This is a genomic window from Allobosea sp. (genome assembly GCF_035999205.1).
In the GTDB taxonomy this organism is placed as follows: Bacteria; Pseudomonadota; Alphaproteobacteria; order Rhizobiales; family Beijerinckiaceae; genus Allobosea.
Window position 1 is genome coordinate 1,285,944 of sequence record NZ_DASYHA010000025.1, and the last position, 20,670, is coordinate 1,306,613.

Here is a 20,670-nt window from a genome sequence, read left to right on the forward strand (position 1 = left end):
AAGTCGTTCCTGCGGCTGCCCCAGCCACGGACGCACCGCTCGATCAAAGCCAGGACGACGCAGAGGCCGATCCCAGCACCGCGAGCGCGAAGATCAGCCGAAGGTCACCAACTTCACCGACCTGCACGCAAAGCGCATATCGAAGAACCTAGCATGAATTTGGGAGTGTAAACGGCCCAGTGAATGGGCTGTAAACGGCGCTCTCTGGAAAGAGCGAAATGATGGCGCGCCCGAAAGGATTCGAACCTCTGACCCTCAGATTCGTAGTCTGATGCTCTATCCAGCTGAGCTACGGGCGCGTATCGCGGCCACAGCGCTTGGCGCCCGGCCCGATGTCGGGGGAGATAGCCGCTCTCTTTCGTCTTGGCAACCCTGAAAGTCTCAGGCCCCCAAAAGTTTTGCCGGCCGCAGGATAGAGCCCCGGAAAAGGCAGGATCGACGCGCTATGGCGGCCGGGATGCGGGAGACCGCCTCTCAGCGTTCGAGCCCGGCCAGGGGCGGCGCCCCCGGCTCCAAGCCTGCTACGGTCTTGCTGCGGGCCTTCGGCAGCTTCTCGGCGATGCCGTAAAGCTGCTCGCGACGGTCCATCTCACGCCAGACATCCTCCGGCGTGATGCCGAGCTCGCTCCACAGCACCACGAGATTGTAGATCATATCGGCGCTTTCAAGGACGGTGCGGCGGCGGTCGCCCTGCACTGCCTCGAGCCCGACCTCGAAGGCTTCCTCGGCGAGCTTCTTGGCCATTTTCGGCAGGCCCTCGCCCGCGAGCCTCGCCGTCCGCGACAGCGCCGGATCGCGCGAGCGCGCCGCCAGAACCGCAGCATGAAGCCGGAGGATCGAATCAGCCATCGCGCAAGGATCGGCACGGCTCATGAGGGTTTGATGACGGCGCCACGGCCATCACGACGGCACTTGCAAAGAAGCGATCGCGGGCATATACCCGCGACATGAGCAGCCCCTGCTATTGCACCGTCCTCCGCGCGGCCATGCGCCGGATCGCAGCGTCCTATGACGTCGCGCTGGAGCCGGTCGGGGTGAACATCGCACAATTCAGCCTGCTCAGGACGGTCAGGCGCGCCGCGCCCGTAACCCTGACGGAACTTGGCCGGTTGACCGAACTCGACCGTTCGACGATCGGCCGCAATGTCCGCGTGCTCGAACGCATGGGGCACCTCGCGATCGGGCGCGGCAAGGACCAGCGCGAGGCCACGGTGTCGCTGACGTCGGATGGGCATCGCGTTCTCGATGAGGGGGCGCCGCTCTGGGAAGCGGTGCAGGGCCAAATCGAGGCCCGTCTCGGCCCTGAGCATGCCGACAGTCTTCGCGCCGCCTTGAACGCCCTCTGACCATGTCTTTTCCGCCCAAATGCGGGCAGATACCCGCAAAGGAGATCACGATGAGCTCGCTCGCTGCTCCCACCGGCCCCGCTCCCGGATTGCCAGCCGCGATGGCGCGGCGAGGCCTGCATTATGGCTGGGTCGTCGCCGCCGTGACCTTCCTGACCATGCTGGTCACGGCAGGAGCGGTCGGCGCGCCAGGCGTTCTGATCGGTCCGCTGCAGCGGGAGTTCGGCTGGGCGACCGCCGACATCTCCTCGGCCCTGGCGGTGCGCCTCCTGCTCTTCGGGCTGATGGGTCCTTTCGCGGCCGCCTTCATGAACCGCTTCGGAGTTCGCCGCGTCGCCAGCACCGCGCTCGGCTTGATCGCGGCCGGCATCTTCGGCTCCTTCGTGATGACCGAGCTTTGGCATCTCGTGCTGCTGTGGGGCATCGTCGTCGGCTTCGGGACGGGCCTGACCGCCATGGTCCTCGGCGCGACCGTCGCGACACGCTGGTTTTCGGCCCGGCGCGGACTCGTCGTCGGCCTGCTGACAGCCAGCAGCGCGACCGGGCAACTGGTGTTCCTGCCACTGCTCGCCTCGCTCACCGAGCGCGTCGGCTGGCGCAGCGCGCTCGTCGTCGTCCTCGTCATGCTGATCGTCGCCGCGCTCGCTGTGCTGACGCTGATGCGCGACCGACCTGCCGATGTCGGCCTCGCCCCCTATGGAGCCGACGAGATCGTGCCCGCACCGTCCCAGGATAGCAGCATGCACGCCATGCTGATGTCGCCGTTGCTGGCGCTGCGCGAGGCATCCCGTACGCACACCTTCTGGGTGCTATTCGGCACCTTCTTCGTCTGCGGCGCGAGCACAAATGGGCTGGTCCAGACGCATTTCATTTCGCTCTGCGGCGATTACGGCATGGCGGCGGTGACCGCCGCGGGCGTGCTGGCGATGATCGGCATCTTCGATTTCGCCGGCACGGTCGGCTCGGGCTGGCTGTCGGACCGCTATGACAGCCGCTGGCTGCTGTTCTGGTATTACGGCCTGCGCGGATTGTCGCTGCTCTACCTCCCCTTCAGCGATTTCTCGTTCTACGGGCTGTGGCTGTTCGCCGTGTTCTACGGCCTCGACTGGATCGCCACCGTGCCGCCGACGATCAAGATCGCGGCCGACCGTTTCGGCGACAAGGCCAATCTCGTCTTCGGCTGGATCTTCGCCGGGCATCAGCTTGGAGCGGCCTTCGCCGCCTACGGCGCCGGCTTCAGCCGCACCGTGTATGAGAGCTATCTGCCAGCCTTCTTCATCGCCGGGGCGCTCTGCCTCTTCGCGGCAGCCTTCTCGATCACGATGCGCGGCACCGCCCTGCCCGCCAAGGCCGTCGCGGCCTGAGCAGCGAAGCGCTTCGCGCACCGCGCGTGAGGCGTCTCAATCTTCGATGAACTGCAGCCTGTGCAGCCTTGCATAGGCGCCGTCGCGGGCGACCAGCACCTCATGGCTGCCGGTCTCGACGATGCGCCCCTCCTCCATCACGACGATCAGATCGGCCTCGCGGACGGTCGCGAGCCGGTGCGCAATGACGAGGGTGGTCCGGTTCTTCATCAGGCGGCCGAGCGCCTGCTGGACGAGCCGCTCGGACTCGGCGTCGAGTGCGCTCGTCGCCTCGTCGAGCAACAGGATCGGCGCATCCTTGAGGATGGCACGCGCGATCGCAATGCGCTGGCGCTCGCCGCCGGAGAGCTTCTGGCCGCGCTCGCCGACAGGAGAATCATAACCCTCCGGCATCGCCATGATGAAATCATGCGCGGCCGCCCCCTTCGCTGCGGCGACGATCTCCTCCTCGCTCGCGCCCGGCCGTCCGAAGGCGATGTTTGCCCGCACCGTATCGTCGAACAGCACGACGTCCTGGCTGACGACGCCGACCTGCGCGCGCAGCGAGGCCAGCGTCAGGCCACGCAGGTCCTGCCCGTCGATCTCGACGCGGCCTTCCGTGGGATCGTAGAGGCGCGGCACCAGCGCAAGCAGCGTCGACTTGCCAGAGCCGGACCGGCCGACCAGCGCCGTCGTCTTGCCGCCCTCAGCGACAAGGTCGATGCCTTCGAGGGCGCGCGCATCATCGCGATAGCGGAAGCGCAAATGCCTGAAGGCGACTTCGCCGGCGCCGACCGCAAGCGGTTTCGCATCCGGCTTCTCGGTGATCTGCGGTTGTTCGTCGAGCAGCGCGTAATAGCGCTTCAGCGAAGCGCCAGCCTCCTGGACGATGGCGTTGAGGTTGCCGAGCGAGCGCATCGGCTGGGCCGCCAGCAGCAGCGCCGAGACATAGCCGGTGAAATCGCCGACCGTCGAGCCGCCCGAGGTGATGCGGACGCCGATCGCCGCCAGCACGCCGGCGACCGCCATGCCACCGCCGACCTCGAGCAGCGGGTCGAGCCGGCCGCGGGCATTGGCCGCCTTCATCTTGAGCGCGCGGATCGTCTCGAAGGCCGCGGCCGCGCGGCGCTCGAGATAGGGTTCGAGCGTATCGGTCTTGGCGGCGCGCGCGCCTTGCAGACTCTCCGTGACAAGGCTCGCCATCAGGCCCGTCTGTTCCTGCTGCGAAGTCGCCATGCGGCGGAGCTTCCGGCCGATCTTGCCGATCGGATGCGCGACGATCGGGGCGATCAGCATGACGACGAGGGTCATCTGCCAGTCGATCCAGAACATCGCGCCGACCAGCGCCACCGCCGTGAGAACGTCGCGCACGGCGATATTGATCAGCCGCGTCAGCGCCTCCTTGACGAAGGTGAAGTCGGTGGTGAAGCGCTGTGTCAGCGAGGCCGGGTTCTCGCGGTGAAGCTGCGCGAGGTCGGCGTGGATCAGATGCTTGTAGAGCGCCGTCTGCATGTCGGCCTCGATCCGGCTGACGACGCTGTTGGTCATCACCGTCTGGGCGAGCAGCGAGAATCCCTTGATCGCGGTGACGATGACGACGACGACCGCGACCGCGTTGACGACGCCGATCTCGACTCCGACCGATTTCGAGACGAGGCGCTCCGCGCGTCGTACGAAGCCGGTCGCTTCCGCCGTCAGCGGATCGGCGAAGGCGTCGAAAGCCGCCTTGATCAACAGGGGATAGAGGCTCGTCGTCGCCGCGATCACCACCACGAGGGCCATGATCATCGCCATCTGCGGCAAATAGGCTTTGACCTGCTCGCGCCAGACGCGGAGGAGAAGCGCGAAAGTGTCGTCGGTAACGCGGCCTATCTTCATGGCGCGCGACCTAACATGGCGCGTCGCGGGTGGCGAGTAGCGAACGCGAGGCGGTCCCATTTGCCATTCGCCCGCGGGCCTTGCCCCGGCCACGAAGCTGTCGTCCCATGGCCGCTACTGATTCAGGAAAGCGCGACAGCCCATGCCCTTGCATCCGCCGGCCCAGGTCGGCCAAAGCTTCGACGAGATCGACACCCCGGCCCTCCTGCTCGATCTCGACGCCTTCGAGCGCAATCTCGTCACCATGGCCGCCTACACGCAAGGTCACGGCGTCAGGCTGCGCCCCCATTCCAAGACCCATAAGAGCCCGGAGATCGCGCTGCGCCAGATCGCCCATGGCGCGGTCGGCCAGTGCTGCCAGAAGGTCGGCGAGGCCGAAATCCTGGTCGAGGGTGGCGTCACCGACGTGCTCGTCAGCAATGAGGTCGCGGGTGCTGCCAAGCTCGACCGGCTGGCCAGGCTCGCCCGCCAGGCGCGCATCAGCCTCTGCGTCGACCATCTCGACGGCGTGCGCGAGGCGGCCGAGGCCGCCGCGCGCCACGACGTCGTGCTCGACGTGCTCGTCGAGATCGATGTCGGCGGCCGGCGCTGCGGCGTCGCGCCGGGCGAAACGGCGGTGCGACTGGCTGAAGCGATCGCACGCAGCAACACGCTGCGCTTCGGCGGCTTGCAGGCCTATCACGGCACGGCCCAGCACATGCGCTCGATCGACGAACGCCGCGAGGCGATCGAGCGCGCCGGGCTCGCCGCGCGCAATACGGTCGAACGGCTGACACAGGCCGGGCTCGCCTGCGGCGTCGTCAGCGGCGCCGGCACGGGGACCTTCGAGATCGAGAGCCAGTCCGGCATCTGGAACGAGATCCAGGCCGGCTCCTACATCTTCATGGATGCCGATTATGCCCGTAACCGGCAGGCCGACGGCACGCCCTTCCGCACCTTCGAGCATGCGCTGTTCATCCTGACGGGCGTGATGAGCAAGCCGGTACCGGACCGCGCCGTCGTGGATGCCGGACACAAGGCGGCGGCGATCGATTCAGGCCTGCCGACGCCCTTCCGGCGCGATGGCGTAGTCTACACCAAGCCCTCCGACGAGCACGGCGTGCTGACGGGTGACCCGATAGCCCTGCCCCATCGCGGCGACAGACTCCTGCTGGTGCCGGGCCATTGCGACCCGACCGTGAACCTGCACGACTGGTATGTCTGCGTGCGCGGGCTCCATACGCCGGACGCCCATGTCGAGGCGCTCTGGCCGGTGGCCGCGCGTGGCGCCCTTACCTGACACCCTGACGTGTTCGCCGAACGCCCCAACGATCCACCAAGTCGGCGGCTGGCGCTATTACGCCGCAGCGATCAGGAATGCGGACGGCCTCAGCGGTTGAGCCGCACGGCGCCGCTGCGCGAAAGGTCGTAGCCGCCGAGTTCGCGTGCCCTCGCCCGCATCGCCTCGCCCCGCATCCAGCCGAGCAGCGTCTGTGTCGCCGGCTCGAAATAGGTGCGGCGGCGCATGGCCAGATCGACATGCTCCCAGACCAACGGCAGAAATTCGAGGCCGAAGGCGCTGGCGATCGCTCGCGAGGCGATCCCGCAATCGGCGCGTCCGGTGCGGATCGCCAGCGCCAGATCCTGCCCCGTCGCGCAGATGCCCTCGGCGACCACCATCGCCTGTTCCGGCACGGCCTCGCGCTCGATCAGGCTGTTGAGCAGGAGTTGCGCGCCGGCCCCCCTCTGGCGCCGGGCGAAGCGCGCGCCCTTCGCGACGGCGGAAGCCAGGCTGGTGATGTCGAGCGGGTTGCCGGGCGCGACCAGCAATCCCTGCTCTCGCCGGGCAAAGCCGATCACCACCGCATCGAAGAGACCGGGCTCGGCCCGGATCGCGGCCGGATTGGCCTCGTCGTTATCAGGCGTGGCGTGGAGATGAATGGCGGCAATCGCCACCTCGCCGCGCACCAGCCGGTCGAGCCCGGCCTGAGAGCCTTCCGCCAGCAGAGCGAGTCCGCAACCGGAGTCGCGCACCACCACCTCCAGCAGGGAATCCTGACTGCCGCCAATGATCGGCGGCGGGCTGACCGGCTGCATCCCGTCCGGTCGCGCCAGCCCCGCTTCCAACCAGCGATCGAGGGCGGCACGGGGGAACAGCCATTTGCCACTGACCTTGGTGCAGGGCACCGCGCCGGTCGCGACCAGCTCATAGAGCTTGCGATCCTTGAGCCGCAGATAGCCGGCCGCCTCTTCCGTGGTGAGGTAGACAGGATCCTGCAAGTTCATGCGCTTGTCTGCGAATTTTCCAGAATTGGCATTTGGTCGCATTGAACTCTAGAAAATACAAGGCTCTGCATCACGACGGAGCAACGGGAGCAGACGGACCTTGGACTTCGGAGCGATTTTCAAGGCGGCATTTGCTTTGATGGTGGGGCTCGACCCTGCCTTCCTGGCGATCGTCGGCCTGTCGCTGCGGGTGACACTGACGGCCGTCCTGATCGCCGCGCTGGTGGGGCTGCCGCTCGGAGCAGCGCTTGCGCTGGCTCGTTTTCCCGGTCGCTCCGCCGTCATCGTCTGCCTCAATGCGTTGATGGGGCTGCCGCCCGTCGTCGCCGGGCTGTTCGTGTTCCTGCTGCTGTCGCGCTCCGGGCCTCTGGGTTCGCTCGGCCTGCTGTTCACGCCGACCGCGATGATCGCCGCGCAGGTCATCCTCGTACTGCCGATCGTGATCGCGCTGACGCGGCAAACGGCCGAGGATCTCTGGGGCGAATATCGCGACCATCTGCGCTCGGTCGGGCTCGAGGGTGTCAGGGCGATTCCGACGCTGCTCTTCGACGGGCGCTTCGCCTTGGCGACGGCACTGCTCGCGGGCTTCGGCCGAGCCAGCGCCGAGGTCGGCGCGGTGCTGATCGTCGGCGGCAACATCGCCGGCTACACCCGGACCATGACGACAGCGATCACGCTGGAGACCTCGAAGGGCGACCTGCCGCTCGCGCTCGGACTCGGGCTGGTGCTGATCGCGCTGACGCTCGCCATCAACGCGGTCGCCTTCGGCGCCAGCCGCATCGGCGCCCGCTATGCGGGGTGAATGCCATGCGTGACATCGTCTCGATCCTGCCGCTGGCCGTCGAAGCCGTCTCCTTCCGCGGCGACGGGCGCACGCTCGTCGATGGTTTGCGCTTCGACATTCCCGCCGGCGGCCTGACCGTCGTGCTCGGCCCGAACGGCGCCGGCAAATCGCTGACGCTTCGGCTCTGCCACGGTCTGCTCGCGCCGAGCCAGGGCCGGGTCCGCTGGGCGGCCAGCATGGAAGGGCGCGCGAAACGCCACGCCATGGTCTTCCAGAAGCCGATCATGCTGCGCCGCTCGGTCGAGGCCAACATCACCCATGCGCTGGCCGCCGCCGGCATCTCCGGCGGCGAGCGCGCCGAGCGGAGCAAGGCTGCGCTGGCGCGCTTCGGCCTGCTCGACAAGGCAGCGCAAGCCGCGCGCCTGCTCTCGGGCGGCGAACAGCAGCGCCTCGCCATCGCGCGCGCCTGGGCATTGCGGCCGGAGCTGCTGTTCCTGGACGAACCGACATCGCAGCTCGACCCTGCCGCGACGCGGCAGATCGAGGAATTGCTGGCCGCCCTCGTGGCGGAAGGCATCACGGTGGTGATGTCGACCCATGATCTCGGCCAGGCCCGGCGCCTCGCCTCGCGCGTGCTCTTCCTGCACCGCGGCAGGCTGGTCGAGGACTCGCCCGCCGCGGCTTTCTTCGCCGCCCCGGACTCGCCCGAGGCCAAGGCCTTCCTCGCCGGAGAGCTGATCTGGTGAGCCATCGAGTTCCCGATGCGAAACGCAAAGAAACCAAACTGACCCAGGAGACGACCATGACGACGACCCGCCGCCTGTTGCTCGCCGCCGGCTTTTCCGCAGCGCTGACCAGCGTTGCGCTCGCCCAGACGACGACCGCGACGCCACCCGCAGCATCCGCGCCGGCGGCCGGCGACAGCCGCTTCATCACCGTGTCGTCGACGACCTCGACCCAGGATTCCGGCCTGTTCGGCCATATCCTGCCGCTGTTCAAGGTGAAGACCGGCATCGAGGTCCGCGTCGTCTCGCAGGGGACCGGACAGGCGCTGGACACTGGCCGCCGCGGCGATGCCGACGTCGTCTTCGTCCATGCGCGGCCTCAGGAGGAGAAGTTCGTTGCCGATGGCTTCGGACTGGAGCGCAAGCCAGTGATGTACAATGACTTCGTCCTGATCGGACCAAAGAGCGATCCGGCCGGCGTAGCCGGAACGAAGGACATCACGGCCGCGCTCAAGGCTATCCAGGAGAAGGGCGCGCCCTTCGTCTCGCGCGGCGACAAGTCTGGTACCCACGCCGCCGAGCTCGCGCTCTGGAAGGTGGCCGGCGTCGATCTCGAGGCAAAGAAGGGCTCCTGGTATCGCGAGATCGGCCAGGGGATGGGCGCGGCCCTCAACACCGCCGGCGGCATGGGCGCCTATGTGCTGGCCGATCGCGGCACCTGGATTTCCTTCAAGAACCGTGGCGAACTCGTCATCGCGGTGGAAGGCGACAAGCGCCTCTTCAACCAGTACGGCGTCATCGCGGTGAACCCGGCCAAGCACCCGCATGTGAAGATCAACGACGGCCAGGCCTTCGTGAACTGGCTGGTCAGCCCCGAGGGCCAGAAGGCGATCGCCGAGTACAAGATCGAAGGCCAGCAGCTCTTCTTCCCGAACGCGACGCAGGCCGGGGCGTGATCAGGTGCGCCGCGCCCTCGCCCTCGGCATCCTGCTGATGTCGGCGATCGCGACCACCCCGGAGGCTCGCGCGCAGGAGCCCGTGCTCCTGCATGCGGCCGGCAGCCTGCGCGCCGCCCTCACCGAGGTCGCGCAGGCCTTCACCGCTCAAAGCAAGCTGGCGGTGAATCCGGTCTTCGGCGCGTCCGGATTGCTGAAGGAACGCATCGCGAAAGGCGAGGCCGCACAGGTCTTCGCCTCGGCCGATTTCGGCAATCCCCGCGCATTGGCGCAAGCAGGCCTGACCGGCCCGGTCGTGCTCTTTGCACGCAACGAGCTCTGCGCCTTCGCGCGGCCCGAAATCGCGCTGACGCGAGAGACCCTCCTGGAGCGGATGCTCGACCCCGCGATCAAGCTCGGCACCTCGACACCGCGCGCCGATCCGTCCGGCGACTACGCTTTCCAGGTCTTCGCCCGCGCCGAGGTCCAGCGCCCCGGGGCCAAGGCTGCGCTCGAAGCCAAGGCGCTGCAACTGACTGGCGGGCCTGCCAGCGTGCCCGCGCCCGACGGGGTCAATACCTACGGACACAAGCTCGCGAGCGGCGAAGCCGACATCTTCCTGGCCTATTGCACGAACGCGGCCCCAATCGCGAAGGAGCAGCCCGGCATCAAGCTGGTGCGCCTGCCGGCAGCGCTCGCGGTCGGCGCCGATTACGGGCTAACCGTCATGAACGGGGCCTCGCCAAACGCCTGGCGCTTCGCCATGTTCATCCTCTCGCAGGACGGGCAGGCGATCCTGGCACGGCATGGTTTTGCCGCGCCGGCGCTGCCGCGCGAGGCAGGCTGAACGGAGAGTGGCGATGGACTGGCAGGCGACGCGACCGGGCGAGACATGCGCCGCCCTGCCCGACCGGCAGGACGCACATCTTGTCTTCATCGGCCGCCTGCGCACGCCCTTCGCCTCGCGCGACCAATGTCCGCGCAGGGGGGATGCGGAGAACGGCCCGATCTGCCGCGTCGAGGTCGACGAGCTCTGGCGCGCCGCGCTCACCGGCATCGACGGTTTCGAGGAACTCGACCTGCTTTACTGGATGCATCTGGCGCGGCGCGATCTGGTGACGCAGACCCCGCGCGGCGGCCAGCCGCTCGGCACCTTCGCACTGCGCTCGCCGGTCAGGCCCAATCCGATCGCCTTGTCGCGCGTGAAGCTGCTCGGTGTCGAAAACGATGCCCTGCTGGTTCGGGGGCTCGACTGCGTCGACGGTACGCCGCTTCTCGACATCAAGCCGCATCATTGCCGGCACGCATCCTCGGTCGTGGAGCGACGCCATGCCTCGGCCTGACCGCCGCCGCGTTCTGGCGGGTCTCGGCGCGGCCATCCTCACCCCGCATGTCGCCCGCGCCGCGACGATCCGCGACGGAGCCGGCCGCGAGATCGCGATCCCGGCGAAGGTCGAACGCGTCTTCCCGGCGGGCCCGCCGGCCGCGATCCAGCTCTACACGCTGGCGCCCGAACTGCTGCTCGGCTGGCCCCGCGCCAACCGCCCGGAGGAACTGGAATTCCTGCTGCCCGGCATCGGCAATCGGCCAGAGGTCGGCCGCATCACAGGCCGCGGCAACAGCGCCAACCTCGAAGCGGTGCTGCAGTGGAAGCCGGACCTCATCGTCGACGCCGGCTCGACCGGACGGACCTATGTCGAGCTGGCCGAGCGTGTGCAGGGGCAGACCGGCATCCCCTACGCTCTGCTCGACGGCCGCTTCGCCGCGATCCCCGACAGCTACCGCATCCTCGGCCGCCTGACCGGCCGCAGTGAACGCGCCGAGACGCTGGCAGGCTGGTGCGAGAACGCGATGGCGACCATCCGCGGGCGGATCGCCGGGATTCCGGCCGAGAAGCGCCCTTCCGTCTATTATGCCCGGGGGCCGCGCGGACTGGAGACAGGCCTCGGCGGCTCGATCAATGTCGAGACCCTCTCCTTCCTCGGCGCCCGCAACGTCGCCGACCAACCGGGCAGCGGACTGGCGCAGGTCTCGCTCGAACAGGTCCTCGCCTGGAATCCGGAGGTGATCGTCACGATCGACCTCGCTTTCTCCGACGCGGTGCGCAGCGACCCTGCCTGGGCCGATGTCAGGGCCGTAAAGGCCGGCCGCGTCCATCTCTCGCCGAAGCTGCCCTTCGGCTGGGTCGATTTTCCGCCCTCCGTCAACCGGATGATCGGTCTCTGGTGGCTGGCGAAGCTGCTCTATCCCGAGGCCTTCCCGGAGGATATCCGCCCGCTCGCTCGCGATTTCCACACGCTGTTCTATCAGGTGACACCGAGCGAGGCGCAGCTCGACCGCGTCCTCTCAGGGCGGAACTGACCGCGGTGCGCCGCTCTGCAATCGGCGGCAACGCCATAGCGCTCTCCCTGCTCGCCTGCGCGGTCCTGCTGGCCTTCGGGCTCGGACGCTTTCCGGTCGGGCCGGGCGATCTCGGGCGGCTACTCTGGTCCGGCCTGAGCGGCCAGCCTTCGGGCCTGCCGTCACAGATCGAGACGGTGATCTGGAACATCCGCGGTCCGCGCGTACTGGCCGCCCTGCTCTGCGGCGCGGCACTCGCCGTGGCCGGTACCGCGTTCCAGGGTCTGTTCCGCAATCCGCTCGTCTCTCCCGATATCCTGGGCGCCTCATCAGGTGCAGCGCTTGGCGCGGTGCTCGGCATCTATCTCTCGCTCGGGCTGTTCGCGATCCAGCTCTCCGCCTTCCTCGGCGGGCTCGTGGCGGTCGGCGCGGTCTATGCGGTGGGGTCGACGATCAGGCGCGGCGATCCCGTTCTGGTGCTGGTTCTCACCGGCGTCGTCGTCGGCTCGCTGCTCGGCGCTGGCATCGGCCTAGTGAAATACTGGGCCGACCCCTACAACCAGCTCCCCGCCATGACGTTCTGGCTGCTCGGCAGCCTCGCCGGCACATCTAAGGCCGATCTCCTGCCACTGCTCGGGCCGGTGCTGCTCGGTTCGGCTGCACTGGTTGCGCTCCGCTGGCGCATGAATGCGATGTCGCTGCCGGAGGAGGAAGCGCAAGCGCTCGGCCTGCGCACCGGCCCCTTGCGTCTTGCCATCGTCGTTGCTGCAACGTTGGTGACGGCGGCGAGCGTCGCGGCAGCCGGCATCATCGGCTGGGTCGGCCTGGTCGTGCCACATCTGGCCCGCTTCCTCGTCGGACCGGACTTCGGCAGGCTCGTGCCGACCGCCGCCGTCCTCGGCGGCGGCTATCTCCTCGTCATCGACACGCTGGCGCGCACGGCGGGGCCCGTCGAGACGCCGCTCGGCATCCTCACCGCCGTGATCGGGACGCCCTTTTTCATCTGGCTGCTGGCCTCGTCGCGCGGAGGCTGGTCGTGAGCCTGTCCGCCGCCGACCTTGCCTATGGCTATCGCGAGCGCCTCATCGGCCGCGATATCGCGTTGTCGCTCGCGCGCGGCGAGGTGCTGGCGCTGCTCGGCCCGAATGGCAGCGGCAAGACCACCTTGCTGAAGACCCTGCTCGGGCTCCTGCCGGCGCGCGGCGGGTCGCTCACCCTCGACGAGAGGCCGCTTTCCGCGCTGTCACCGCCCGAACGGGCCCGCGCGCTCGGCTATGTGCCGCAGGCCCATGCCGGCACCTTCGCCTTCACGGTGCTCTCGGTCGTGCTGATGGGCCGCAGCGCGCATGGCGGGCTGTTCGCCGCACCCTCCAGACGCGACCATGCGGTGGCGCATGCCATGCTGGAGCGGCTCGGCATCGACCGCCTGGCGCAGCGCCCCTACACGCTGATCTCCGGCGGCGAGCGCCAGCTCGCCCTGATCGCACGCGCGCTGGCGCAGGAGCCGGCCTATGTCATCCTCGACGAGCCGACCGCGAGCCTCGACTTCGGCAACCAAGGCCGCGTCATGAGCGAGATCCGGCGGCTGGCTGCGGAAGGGCTCGGCGTGCTCTTCACCACCCACGATCCCAATCAGGCCCTGCGCCATGCCGACCGTGTGATGATGATCCGCGACGGGCAGGCGCTGGCAAGCGGACCTGCGAGTACGTTGCTGACGCCGGAACGGCTCGAGCAGCTCTATCGCGTGCCGATCGAGACGGTGCGCGGCGATGATGGCCGGGTCGCGTTCTTGCCTGGCTAGGCCCGTTTACCGACAGAAATCGGCGCAGCCGGTTTCCCAGAACGGCGCATCGCTGCGCAGGGCCGGCATCGAAGGGCGCGGCTTGCGGCCCGGCAGATCGGCCGGCGTCGGCGCAACCAACTCCCACCAGCCATGGGCGCATTGCGAGCGGAAGGCCATCTGCTCGGCGATCGACGTGCCCTCGCGGGACAACGCGGCGTCGAGCGCCTCCGCACTCGCGGCGACGCGGGCATCATTCGCGTCGCTGGGCGCGTTCGCATAGTCGTGGAAGGCCTCGGTGAAGGCGTCCATCTCGCGCGCGATATGCGGCCAGTCGGAGCGGCCGAGATTCCAGGCATCCATCCATTCGCGGACGACAGTCTCGACCGCCTCTGCCTTCGGCTTGTCCTTCACCTTGCGCGCCGTGGTCAGCATGTGGCGCATCAGCTCGGCGCGGGCATGGAGGCGGCGGGCCTCGATCGCAGCCTCGCGCATGCGGGCGATGGCCTCTGCCGCCTCCTGCTGCAGCGCATCGACGAAATGGGACATGGCAGTCTCCGTCAGGGCAGGGTCGCGAGGCGCGCGATCATGTGCTCGAACAGCTCATGCGCCTCGACCGTCGCGACGACGTGGGCGTTGGGCTCGCGCTTGAGGCGACCATTCCAGTCGATGGTGGTGCGGCCGCGCAAAGGGCCGTCGCCGGTCTCGACCGCGACGAAGCAGTCGCGCCCGGAAAACAGCTCGGGCCAGAGCAGGAAAGCAATGACGCAGGGGTCGTGCATCGGATGGCCGGCGGTGCCGAGCCCGCCCGGGCGCGGCCGCGTCAGCATGCCGTGGATCGCCTTGCCGGCCGCATTGCCGAGCGCGCCGATGCGCTCGATCTGCTCATGGCTGGCGATCGCCTGCAATGTTACGCTAAGCCCGAACATCACGATCGGGCGGCCTGCGCCGAAGACGACGGCTGCGGCATGCGGATCGACGTGCATGTTGAACTCGGCGGCCGGCGTCATGTTGCCGAGCCCGATCGCCCCGCCCATCATCACGATGCGCCTGATCTTCGGCAGGATGTCCGGCGCCAGGCGAAAAGCCAGCGCGAGATTGGTCAGCGGCCCGAGCGGACAGAGCGTGATGCCATCCGCCCGCGCGGCGCGGCAGATCGCGATGATCGCCTCCACCGCATGGCCGGGCGCGGCCTCGCTCGCCGGCGGCGGCAGCCCGGCACCGGCAAGCCCGTCCGGCCCGCAAACGAATTCTGCCGTCTCCAGCGCGACGACCAGCGGTGCCTCCGCTCCTTGATAGACGGGGATGGAGGTCGCGCGGCCGAGATCGCGGATGCGCAGCGCATTCACCGTGGTCTGCGCCACCGGGACATTGCCGGGGACTGTGGTGACGGCGCGGAGATCCAGCTCATCCCTGCTGGCGAAGGCGAGCAGCAGCGCGACGGCGTCGTCTTGCCCGGGATCGGTATCGATGATGATCGGCTCAGCCATGCTCAGGCAGCCCTGGCGTTGCCGGCCATGATCATGTGCGCGATGTCGTCGGCCGTGAGATCGCCGAGCGGCCGGTCGACATATTTGCGGCCCGCTCCCATGATGACGACGCGATCGGCCAGCGCCACCACGTCGCGCATGTTATGGCTGATCAGGATCACCGTGCGCCCATCGGCCTTGAGCTTGCGGATCAGGTCGAGGACGAGCGCACTTTCCTTGACGCCGAGCGCCGCGGTCGGCTCGTCCATGATGATGATCTCGGCGTTCCAGCGCAGGGCCCGCGAGATCGCGACCGCTTGGCGCTGGCCGCCCGAAAGCCGTTCGACGGGGCGCGTCATGTCGGTGACGGCGGCCGAGAGCTGCGACAGATAGCGCTGCGATTCCTCGATCATCCGCTTCTTGTCGAGGATGCGCAGGAAGGGCAGCAGGCAGGGCTTCGTCAGCTCCGAGCCCATGAACACGTTCTGGGCGATCGAGAGTCGCGGCGCCAAAGCGAGGTCCTGGTAGATCGTCGCGACGCCGTGGTCGAGCGCATCATGCGGCGAGCCGAAGGAGACCGGCTTGCCGCGCATGCTGATCGCGCCGGCGCTCGGCTCCTCGGCGCCGGAGATCACCTTGATCAGACTCGATTTGCCGGCGCCGTTGTCACCGCAGATCGCCACGACCTCACCCGGGAAGATGTCGAGATCGACCTCGCGCACGGCAATGACGGGGCCGTAGCTCTTGCCGATGCCACGGAGAGAAAGCAGGGGTGTGAGTTCGGTCATGGACGGCTCGCCGGAGTGCTTGCGCTGCCATAGGGCTCCCCGTCATCCCGGCCGTAGCGCAGCGGAGCGCCGGGATCCATCGTAGAGTGCAACGCCCTTCGATGGATCCCGGATCGGCGCTGCTACGCAGCTTGTCCGGGATGACGGTGGAGCCGCACGAGGTTCACTTCTTCAGGAACTGCTGGACGTTGTTCTTGTCGACCAGCACGGCGTCCGTGAAGAGATAGGGGCCCGGCGTGATGCTCTCCTTCGGATTCTTCTCGACGACAATGGCCTGGACGGCATCCACCGCCTGCTTGCCCATCTCGTCGAAGGGGATCGCGACGGTGGCCATGAAGGTCGAGCTCGGGTCGGCGATGCGCTCGTAGCTCTCCTTACCGCCATCGACCGAGATCAGCGGAATCTGGCCCTTCTTCACGCCCTGCGCCTGCAGCAGGTCGTCGATGATATAGGCCTGGCCGTCGAACGAGGCCCAGATGCCGTTGATCTTGCCCTGGTTCTGCAGCAGCAGCGCCTGCATGCCGGCGCGGACATCGTCACGCCAGCTCTGGGTGCGCGCCATCGAGAACTTGCCGAGTTCCTTCACCGCCTGATTCTCGGCCAGCACCGCATCGAGGATGCGGCCGCGGATGCGCGAGGCGACGTTGAGGTCGAAACGGGCCGAAACGATATTGCCCTGATAGCCTAGCTGGCCGAGCAGATAGAGCGCTGCGTCCGCGCCGACCTTGTATTCGTTGGTCTGGATGTCGAACAGCGCGTGCGGGCTCGCGCCCGACTGCACGGTGATGACCGGGATCTTGGCATCCTTCGCCGCCTTGAACTGCGCGTCGGCCTCGACCGGCTTGCCCATGGCGATGATGATGGCGTCGACCTTCTTGGCGATCAGCGCATCGAACTGCTCGGCATGCTTGGGCAGTGCGCCTTCCGAATTCAGCAGCGTCACCCCCCAGCCCTTCGCCTTGGCGGCGGCGGCGGCGGCGTTGGCGACGCGGGCATGCGTCTCCGAGGAGAACTGGAAGCCGATGATCCCGACCTCGAAGGCCTGCGCCGACTGGCCAAGCGCGACCAGCGCAGCCGCCGCGACCAGGATTTTCCTGAACCCGAACATGGTGATGTCTCCCCTCGTCTTTGATCGTTGCGGAACGTCAGACCTTGAACGCCGCCTTCTTCATCGCGCTGGCCGAGAAGGCCACCGAGCCGATGATGATGACGCCGAGAACGATGTCCTGGATGTAATAGGGCGCGCCGAGCAGCACCAAGCCGTTGCCGAGCACCTTGAGCACCAGCGCGGCAAAGACCGTGCCGGGAACATTGGGCTTGCCGGGCTCGAACATCGTCATGCCCAGCAGCACGGCCGCGATGGCATAGAGCAGGTAATCTCCGGCCATGTTCGGCGCGGCCGAGGACAGGTTGGCGGCAAGCAGCGCGGCCATCACGCCGGCGAAGACCCCCGCCAGCAGCAGACCGATGCGCTTCATCCTGGCTGTGGCGATGCCGGCGAGCCTCGCCGCTTCGTCGGCCTCACCGGTCGCAACCATATGCGCGCCGGTGCGGGTCCATTTCACCAGGCCCCAGGCGAACAGCGTCGCGCCTGCCATCCAAAGCACGAGATTGGGAATGCCGAAGGTGTAGCCGCGCGCCAGCCCGGTGAAGCCGACCGGCCAGCGGCCGACGAAGGCGACGCCTTGCGTGATCATGAAGGCGAAGCCCTTGGCGATCGCCGCCGTGCCGAGCGTCATGATCAGCGATGGGATGCGCAGCACGGTGACGCCGTAGCCGTTGAGCGAGCCGAGCACCCCACCCACCGCCAGCGCCGCGCCTACCGCCAATGCCGGCGGATACTGCGCATGCACCAGCCAGCCGCAGACGACCGCCGCAAGGCTCGCGACCTCCGCAATGGAAAGGTCGAGCTCCGCAACGGTGAAGGCGAGCGCAAAGCCGAGCGCCAGGATCGCGAGGAAGCTGGTGTCCTTCAGCACGTTGATGATGTTCATCGAACTGGCGAAGTTTGGCGCGAAGATCAGGAAGAAGACGATCAGCGCCAGCCCGGCGATCGCCGTGCCGTAACGCCCGATCACCTCGCGCGCATCGAAGCGAGCCATGCGCGTCAGGCCCCCTTCGCGATCGTCGAGATGCCGCGGGGAGCGAAGACCGCTCCGGGCAGAAGCAGGCAGGCGATCACGGCAACGGCATCCTCAGCTTCTCCCAAACATCCGGCGGCAAAGCCGCAACGCAGCATTGGCGTATCGACGATGTCCGACGCAACCGCATTCGCGAGGATCGCATGCCGTCCAAGCCGCCGAGCCATGCCACAGGCGCATCAAGAATGCTCCCCGGGGCAAGACACCGAGGGGACAAGGCCGTGAAGCGGCACCGGGTTTCGCCCGAGCGCTGCCAGGTCGGCCGAGATCGGCGCGAGCGCGGCTTCGCTGCGGCGGAAGAACCCGTAGAGCATGTCATAGGCCGCGCGCCGGGCCGGATCGGGCTCACAGCGGCGGGCCACGCTGACGAGTGCGTCCTGGGCCGCCTCCAGCGAAGCGAAGCGGCCGAGCCCGGTCCAGGCGATCATCGCAGCGCCGAGCAGACCGGGTTCCTTCACACTGCCGACGACGACCGGCCGCCCGCAGAGATCGGCCTTGATCTGCGCCCAGGCTGGATTGGCCGCGGCGCCGCCTCCGAAGCGGATCTCGCCGACAGGCGATCCGAGCGCGGCCTCCGCCCGCTCCAGCACGACACGATTGAGGCAGGCGACGCCTTCCAGCACCGCATAGGCCAGATCGGTCGGGCCATGCTGGCGGCTCAGGCCCAGGAAGGCACCGCGCAGGTTCGGGTTCCAGTAGGGCACGCGTTCGCCCTGCAGATAGGGCAGGAAGATCAGCGGCTGCGTATGGCGGCGGCCCGCGAGCAGTGCGTCGATCGTCTCGCCGACGCCGGCCTCGGCCTGGCCGAGCAGGGAGACCAGCCAGTTCGCCGTATCCGCGCCGTTCTGGCTCGGGCCGCCAAGATGCCAAAGCCCGCCCCAGTCGACGGTGATCAGGCCCTCGGCCTCCGCTTCGTCGTGGCCAAGAACGCCCAGGACCTCAGTCGTGCCGGAGATGTTGTAGGCGTATCCGGGCCGCAGGGCGCCGAGCCCGGCGACGGCCGTCCAGGTATCGTTGCAGGCGCAGAACACCGGCACCCCTGCGAGCCGCTCGAAGGGAGCCGGAAGCCCGGGCGCAACCGGGCCGACCGTCTCGCAGGGTCGCAGGATCGATGGGAGGATGTCGGCGGAAAGACCAAGCGCAGCGAGGGCCGCGCCGTCCGCGCCGGGCGCCGCAGATGCGATGAGCCGTGCCATCGAGACCGGATCGCTCGCCTGCCGACCGGTGAGCCGGAAGTTCAGATAGTCCTTCGGCTCGAGCACGCAGGCGAGATTGAGCAGATGCTCGCCTTCCTCCTCGGCCAGCCAGGCGAGGCGGGCCAGCGGATGGAAAGCATTGATGCGCCCGGCCTCGGGATGGCCGTCCAGCTTCGCCCGCAGGCGTCCGGCCGCGCCTTCCGAGCGCGCATCCTTCCAGGTCAGGGCCGGCCGGATTTCGTGCCCATCGCGGCCAAGCAAGACCTGGGTGCGGGTGACCCCGCAGATCGCGATGCCCTCGATCCCGGCAAAGACCTCGGGCGCATCCAGTGCGAGGCGCCCAGCCGCGTCCAAAAGCAGCGCCCACCAGGCCTCGGCCCAAACCTCCGAGCGATCGAGATGGTCATCGAGGACTGGGCCGGCGATGGCGTGTTCGGCCAGGATCCTGCCCTGATCGTCGACCAGTGCCGCACGAAAGCTGCTGCCCCCGAGATCGCAGGCGAGGACGACGCTCATCGCAACCCCGCGGGCGGGAATGCGCTCGGTGAAGCCGGAACGTGACGGCGGAAGGCTGATCTGAGGCGATTCACGAAGCGACTTTCAGGCGATGCCCCTTGGAGCCGCAAAAACCGCCTCGGTGTCAAGGATGTAGCGCCGCTCAGCCGCGGTGGCGCGCCGCCATCAGGATCTCGTCGATGAGACGCTGCGAGGCGAGCGCCTCCTCGCCCGTCACAACCGGGTCACGCCCCTGTTCGATCGCATCGAGGAAATCCGTGATCACGGCGCGATGGGCATCGTGCGGGAAGTCCATGATGTTCGCGCCGCTGCCGGTCGAGCCTTCCGCCTCGACGACCTCCTCCCGGCCATCGAGGAAGGCGAGACGCAACCGCCCACCGATCAGCGAGGCGAAACCCGTCGTCCCGGTGATCTCGATCCGCTCCGGATAGCCGGGATAGGCGGCCGTCGTCGCCACCAGGGTCGCGGGGGCAGCGTTTCCGGTCTCCAGCAAGGCGGAGACATAGTCCTCCGTCTCCATCTGGTGCAATGCCGTGGTGCGGACCTGCGCCGCGACAACACGCGACACGCCGACAAGCGAACGGAACAGGTCTAGCGAATGGACCGCCTGCGTCAGCAGCACGCCGCCGCCATCGCGGGCCAGCGTGCCGCGCCCCGCTTCGTCATAGTAGCTCTGCGGCCGCCACCAGGGCACGCTCAGGAACGCTGCCTCGATGCTGCCGAGTTCGCCGGCATCGAGAGCCGCCTTCAGCCGCAGGCTCGCCGGGCGGAAGCGATGCTGCAGCACCACGCCGAAGACCCGCCCTGTGCGCCGGGCGACATCGACCAGACGCCGCCCGCGCGCGCTGGTCAGTTCCAGCGGCTTCTCCACGAGCACATGCTTGCCCGCCTCGAGACAGCGGGCGGAGACGTCGAGATGGCTCGATGGCGGCGTCAGCACGATCATCGCATCGACCAATGGATCGGCTAGCACGGCGTCCAGATCGGTGGTCGTAGGGAACGGAAACTGCGCCGCGTAACGTTCGGCGCGATCCGCCGACCGGCTCACCGCCCAGCGAACATCGGCGCGACCAGCGAGATCGAGCAGGCTTTTCGAATGGGGCAGCGAAGCGGGTCCGAGCCCGATCACGGCGATGCCGAGCTTGCGTGTCATGATCGATGATC

21 protein-coding genes and 1 tRNA gene are annotated in these 20,670 nt (G+C 68.1%); 11 read left to right on the plus strand and 11 right to left on the minus strand.

The annotated features are described in order from the left end of the window. Positions 1-222 precede the first annotated feature (222 nt). Both VGN82_RS21420 and hisE read right to left on the minus strand, forming a co-directional pair. Positions 223-299: transfer RNA gene (locus VGN82_RS21420), tRNA-Arg, on the minus strand. A 175-nt stretch (positions 300-474) separates the two neighbouring features. Beyond that, a complete protein-coding gene (gene hisE / locus VGN82_RS21425; protein WP_327529068.1) occupies positions 475-849 on the minus strand; it encodes a phosphoribosyl-ATP diphosphatase in 375 nt (124 codons plus the stop codon). 98 nt (positions 850-947) lie between these two features. Here hisE and VGN82_RS21430 point away from each other — a divergent pair, with 98 nt between their 5' ends. Together VGN82_RS21430 and VGN82_RS21435 are read left to right on the plus strand one after the other, a co-directional pair. Then, a complete protein-coding gene (locus VGN82_RS21430) occupies positions 948-1,346 on the plus strand; it encodes a MarR family winged helix-turn-helix transcriptional regulator (RefSeq protein WP_327529069.1) in 399 nt (132 codons plus the stop codon). 50 nt (positions 1,347-1,396) lie between these two features. Then, complete coding sequence (locus VGN82_RS21435) at positions 1,397-2,710, plus strand: MFS transporter (protein ID WP_327529070.1); 1,314 nt, start codon at positions 1,397-1,399, stop codon at positions 2,708-2,710. A 36-nt stretch (positions 2,711-2,746) separates the two neighbouring features. On the opposite strand, the gene VGN82_RS21440 is transcribed toward VGN82_RS21435, so the two are convergent. Further along, the gene (locus tag VGN82_RS21440) at positions 2,747-4,567 is read right to left on the minus strand and encodes an ABC transporter ATP-binding protein (RefSeq protein ID WP_327529071.1); all 1,821 of its coding nucleotides are present in this window, start codon (positions 4,565-4,567) and stop codon (positions 2,747-2,749) included. Between the two features lie 142 nt (positions 4,568-4,709). Between VGN82_RS21440 and VGN82_RS21445 the strand changes: the two genes are divergently transcribed. Further along, complete coding sequence (locus VGN82_RS21445; RefSeq protein ID WP_327529072.1) at positions 4,710-5,846, plus strand: DSD1 family PLP-dependent enzyme; 1,137 nt, start codon at positions 4,710-4,712, stop codon at positions 5,844-5,846. Between the two features lie 89 nt (positions 5,847-5,935). On the opposite strand, the gene VGN82_RS21450 is transcribed toward VGN82_RS21445, so the two are convergent. Continuing rightward, positions 5,936-6,832, minus strand: coding sequence for a helix-turn-helix transcriptional regulator (locus tag VGN82_RS21450; protein ID WP_327529073.1), 897 nt, complete (start codon positions 6,830-6,832; stop codon positions 5,936-5,938). Between the two features lie 139 nt (positions 6,833-6,971). On the opposite strand from VGN82_RS21450, the gene VGN82_RS21455 reads away from it, so the two are divergent. From VGN82_RS21455 to VGN82_RS21490, 8 genes are read left to right on the plus strand one after another with little or no spacing between them, the layout of a single operon-like run. After that, positions 6,972-7,634 carry an ABC transporter permease gene (locus tag VGN82_RS21455; RefSeq protein ID WP_327529198.1) on the plus strand — a complete coding sequence of 221 codons (663 nt, stop codon included), beginning with the start codon at positions 6,972-6,974 and terminating at the stop codon, positions 7,632-7,634. Positions 7,635-7,639: 5 nt separating this feature from the next. Then, positions 7,640-8,362, plus strand: coding sequence for an ATP-binding cassette domain-containing protein (locus VGN82_RS21460; protein WP_327529074.1), 723 nt, complete (start codon positions 7,640-7,642; stop codon positions 8,360-8,362). A gap of 56 nt (positions 8,363-8,418) precedes the next feature. Beyond that, positions 8,419-9,297 carry an ABC transporter substrate-binding protein gene (locus VGN82_RS21465; protein ID WP_327529075.1) on the plus strand — a complete coding sequence of 293 codons (879 nt, stop codon included), beginning with the start codon at positions 8,419-8,421 and terminating at the stop codon, positions 9,295-9,297. A gap of 4 nt (positions 9,298-9,301) precedes the next feature. After that, positions 9,302-10,123: a molybdate ABC transporter substrate-binding protein gene (locus VGN82_RS21470; RefSeq protein WP_327529076.1), complete on the plus strand. Its 822-nt coding sequence runs from the start codon at positions 9,302-9,304 to the stop codon at positions 10,121-10,123. Between the two features lie 13 nt (positions 10,124-10,136). Continuing rightward, on the plus strand, positions 10,137-10,619 hold the full coding sequence (locus VGN82_RS21475; RefSeq protein WP_327529077.1) for an SAM-dependent methyltransferase: 483 nt from the start codon (positions 10,137-10,139) through the stop codon (positions 10,617-10,619). After that, positions 10,606-11,637, plus strand: coding sequence for an iron ABC transporter substrate-binding protein (locus VGN82_RS21480; RefSeq protein ID WP_327529078.1), 1,032 nt, complete (start codon positions 10,606-10,608; stop codon positions 11,635-11,637). The genes VGN82_RS21475 and VGN82_RS21480 overlap by 14 nt, the downstream gene beginning before the upstream one ends. Next, positions 11,634-12,656, plus strand: coding sequence for a FecCD family ABC transporter permease (locus VGN82_RS21485; protein ID WP_414644359.1), 1,023 nt, complete (start codon positions 11,634-11,636; stop codon positions 12,654-12,656). Before VGN82_RS21480 ends, VGN82_RS21485 begins: the two co-directional genes overlap by 4 nt. After that, the gene (locus VGN82_RS21490; RefSeq protein ID WP_327529080.1) at positions 12,653-13,417 is read left to right on the plus strand and encodes an ABC transporter ATP-binding protein; all 765 of its coding nucleotides are present in this window, start codon (positions 12,653-12,655) and stop codon (positions 13,415-13,417) included. The genes VGN82_RS21485 and VGN82_RS21490 overlap by 4 nt, the downstream gene beginning before the upstream one ends. Before the next feature lie 6 nt (positions 13,418-13,423). On the opposite strand, the gene VGN82_RS21495 is transcribed toward VGN82_RS21490, so the two are convergent. The 7 genes from VGN82_RS21495 to VGN82_RS21525 all read right to left on the minus strand — a co-directional run bounded on the left by VGN82_RS21495 (position 13,424) and on the right by VGN82_RS21525 (position 20,659). Continuing rightward, on the minus strand, positions 13,424-13,945 hold the full coding sequence (locus VGN82_RS21495; RefSeq protein ID WP_327529081.1) for a hypothetical protein: 522 nt from the start codon (positions 13,943-13,945) through the stop codon (positions 13,424-13,426). Positions 13,946-13,956: 11 nt separating this feature from the next. Further along, complete coding sequence (locus VGN82_RS21500; protein ID WP_327529082.1) at positions 13,957-14,886, minus strand: nucleoside hydrolase; 930 nt, start codon at positions 14,884-14,886, stop codon at positions 13,957-13,959. 2 nt (positions 14,887-14,888) lie between these two features. Further along, a complete protein-coding gene (locus VGN82_RS21505) occupies positions 14,889-15,653 on the minus strand; it encodes an ATP-binding cassette domain-containing protein (RefSeq protein ID WP_327529083.1) in 765 nt (254 codons plus the stop codon). Positions 15,654-15,816: 163 nt separating this feature from the next. Next, a complete protein-coding gene (locus VGN82_RS21510) occupies positions 15,817-16,761 on the minus strand; it encodes a sugar ABC transporter substrate-binding protein (RefSeq protein ID WP_327529084.1) in 945 nt (314 codons plus the stop codon). Positions 16,762-16,798: 37 nt separating this feature from the next. Next, the gene (locus tag VGN82_RS21515; RefSeq protein WP_327529085.1) at positions 16,799-17,755 is read right to left on the minus strand and encodes an ABC transporter permease; all 957 of its coding nucleotides are present in this window, start codon (positions 17,753-17,755) and stop codon (positions 16,799-16,801) included. A 218-nt stretch (positions 17,756-17,973) separates the two neighbouring features. Then, the gene (locus VGN82_RS21520) at positions 17,974-19,506 is read right to left on the minus strand and encodes a xylulokinase (protein ID WP_327529086.1); all 1,533 of its coding nucleotides are present in this window, start codon (positions 19,504-19,506) and stop codon (positions 17,974-17,976) included. A 142-nt stretch (positions 19,507-19,648) separates the two neighbouring features. After that, positions 19,649-20,659, minus strand: coding sequence for a Gfo/Idh/MocA family protein (locus VGN82_RS21525; protein ID WP_327529087.1), 1,011 nt, complete (start codon positions 20,657-20,659; stop codon positions 19,649-19,651). Positions 20,660-20,670 lie beyond the last annotated feature (11 nt).

Bases quoted from the DNA above. Each gene is read 5' to 3' on its own strand.
- VGN82_RS21480 (WP_327529078.1), top strand. From the start codon at position 10,606: ATGCCTCGGCCTGACCGCCGCCGCGTTCTGGCGGGTCTCGGCGCGGCC.
- VGN82_RS21505 (WP_327529083.1), bottom strand. From the start codon at position 15,653: ATGACCGAACTCACACCCCTGCTTTCTCTCCGTGGCATCGGCAAGAGC.
- VGN82_RS21495 (WP_327529081.1), bottom strand. From the start codon at position 13,945: ATGTCCCATTTCGTCGATGCGCTGCAGCAGGAGGCGGCAGAGGCCATC.
- VGN82_RS21465 (WP_327529075.1), top strand. From the start codon at position 8,419: ATGACGACGACCCGCCGCCTGTTGCTCGCCGCCGGCTTTTCCGCAGCG.
- VGN82_RS21475 (WP_327529077.1), top strand. From the start codon at position 10,137: ATGGACTGGCAGGCGACGCGACCGGGCGAGACATGCGCCGCCCTGCCC.
- VGN82_RS21500 (WP_327529082.1), bottom strand. From the start codon at position 14,886: ATGGCTGAGCCGATCATCATCGATACCGATCCCGGGCAAGACGACGCC.
- VGN82_RS21520 (WP_327529086.1), bottom strand. From the start codon at position 19,506: ATGAGCGTCGTCCTCGCCTGCGATCTCGGGGGCAGCAGCTTTCGTGCG.
- VGN82_RS21450 (WP_327529073.1), bottom strand. From the start codon at position 6,832: ATGAACTTGCAGGATCCTGTCTACCTCACCACGGAAGAGGCGGCCGGC.
- VGN82_RS21440 (WP_327529071.1), bottom strand. From the start codon at position 4,567: ATGAAGATAGGCCGCGTTACCGACGACACTTTCGCGCTTCTCCTCCGC.
- VGN82_RS21430 (WP_327529069.1), top strand. From the start codon at position 948: ATGAGCAGCCCCTGCTATTGCACCGTCCTCCGCGCGGCCATGCGCCGG.
- VGN82_RS21460 (WP_327529074.1), top strand. From the start codon at position 7,640: ATGCGTGACATCGTCTCGATCCTGCCGCTGGCCGTCGAAGCCGTCTCC.
- VGN82_RS21515 (WP_327529085.1), bottom strand. From the start codon at position 17,755: ATGGCTCGCTTCGATGCGCGCGAGGTGATCGGGCGTTACGGCACGGCG.
- VGN82_RS21455 (WP_327529198.1), top strand. From the start codon at position 6,972: ATGGTGGGGCTCGACCCTGCCTTCCTGGCGATCGTCGGCCTGTCGCTG.
- VGN82_RS21510 (WP_327529084.1), bottom strand. From the start codon at position 16,761: ATGTTCGGGTTCAGGAAAATCCTGGTCGCGGCGGCTGCGCTGGTCGCG.
- VGN82_RS21525 (WP_327529087.1), bottom strand. From the start codon at position 20,659: ATGACACGCAAGCTCGGCATCGCCGTGATCGGGCTCGGACCCGCTTCG.
- VGN82_RS21445 (WP_327529072.1), top strand. From the start codon at position 4,710: ATGCCCTTGCATCCGCCGGCCCAGGTCGGCCAAAGCTTCGACGAGATC.
- hisE (WP_327529068.1), bottom strand. From the start codon at position 849: ATGGCTGATTCGATCCTCCGGCTTCATGCTGCGGTTCTGGCGGCGCGC.
- VGN82_RS21435 (WP_327529070.1), top strand. From the start codon at position 1,397: ATGAGCTCGCTCGCTGCTCCCACCGGCCCCGCTCCCGGATTGCCAGCC.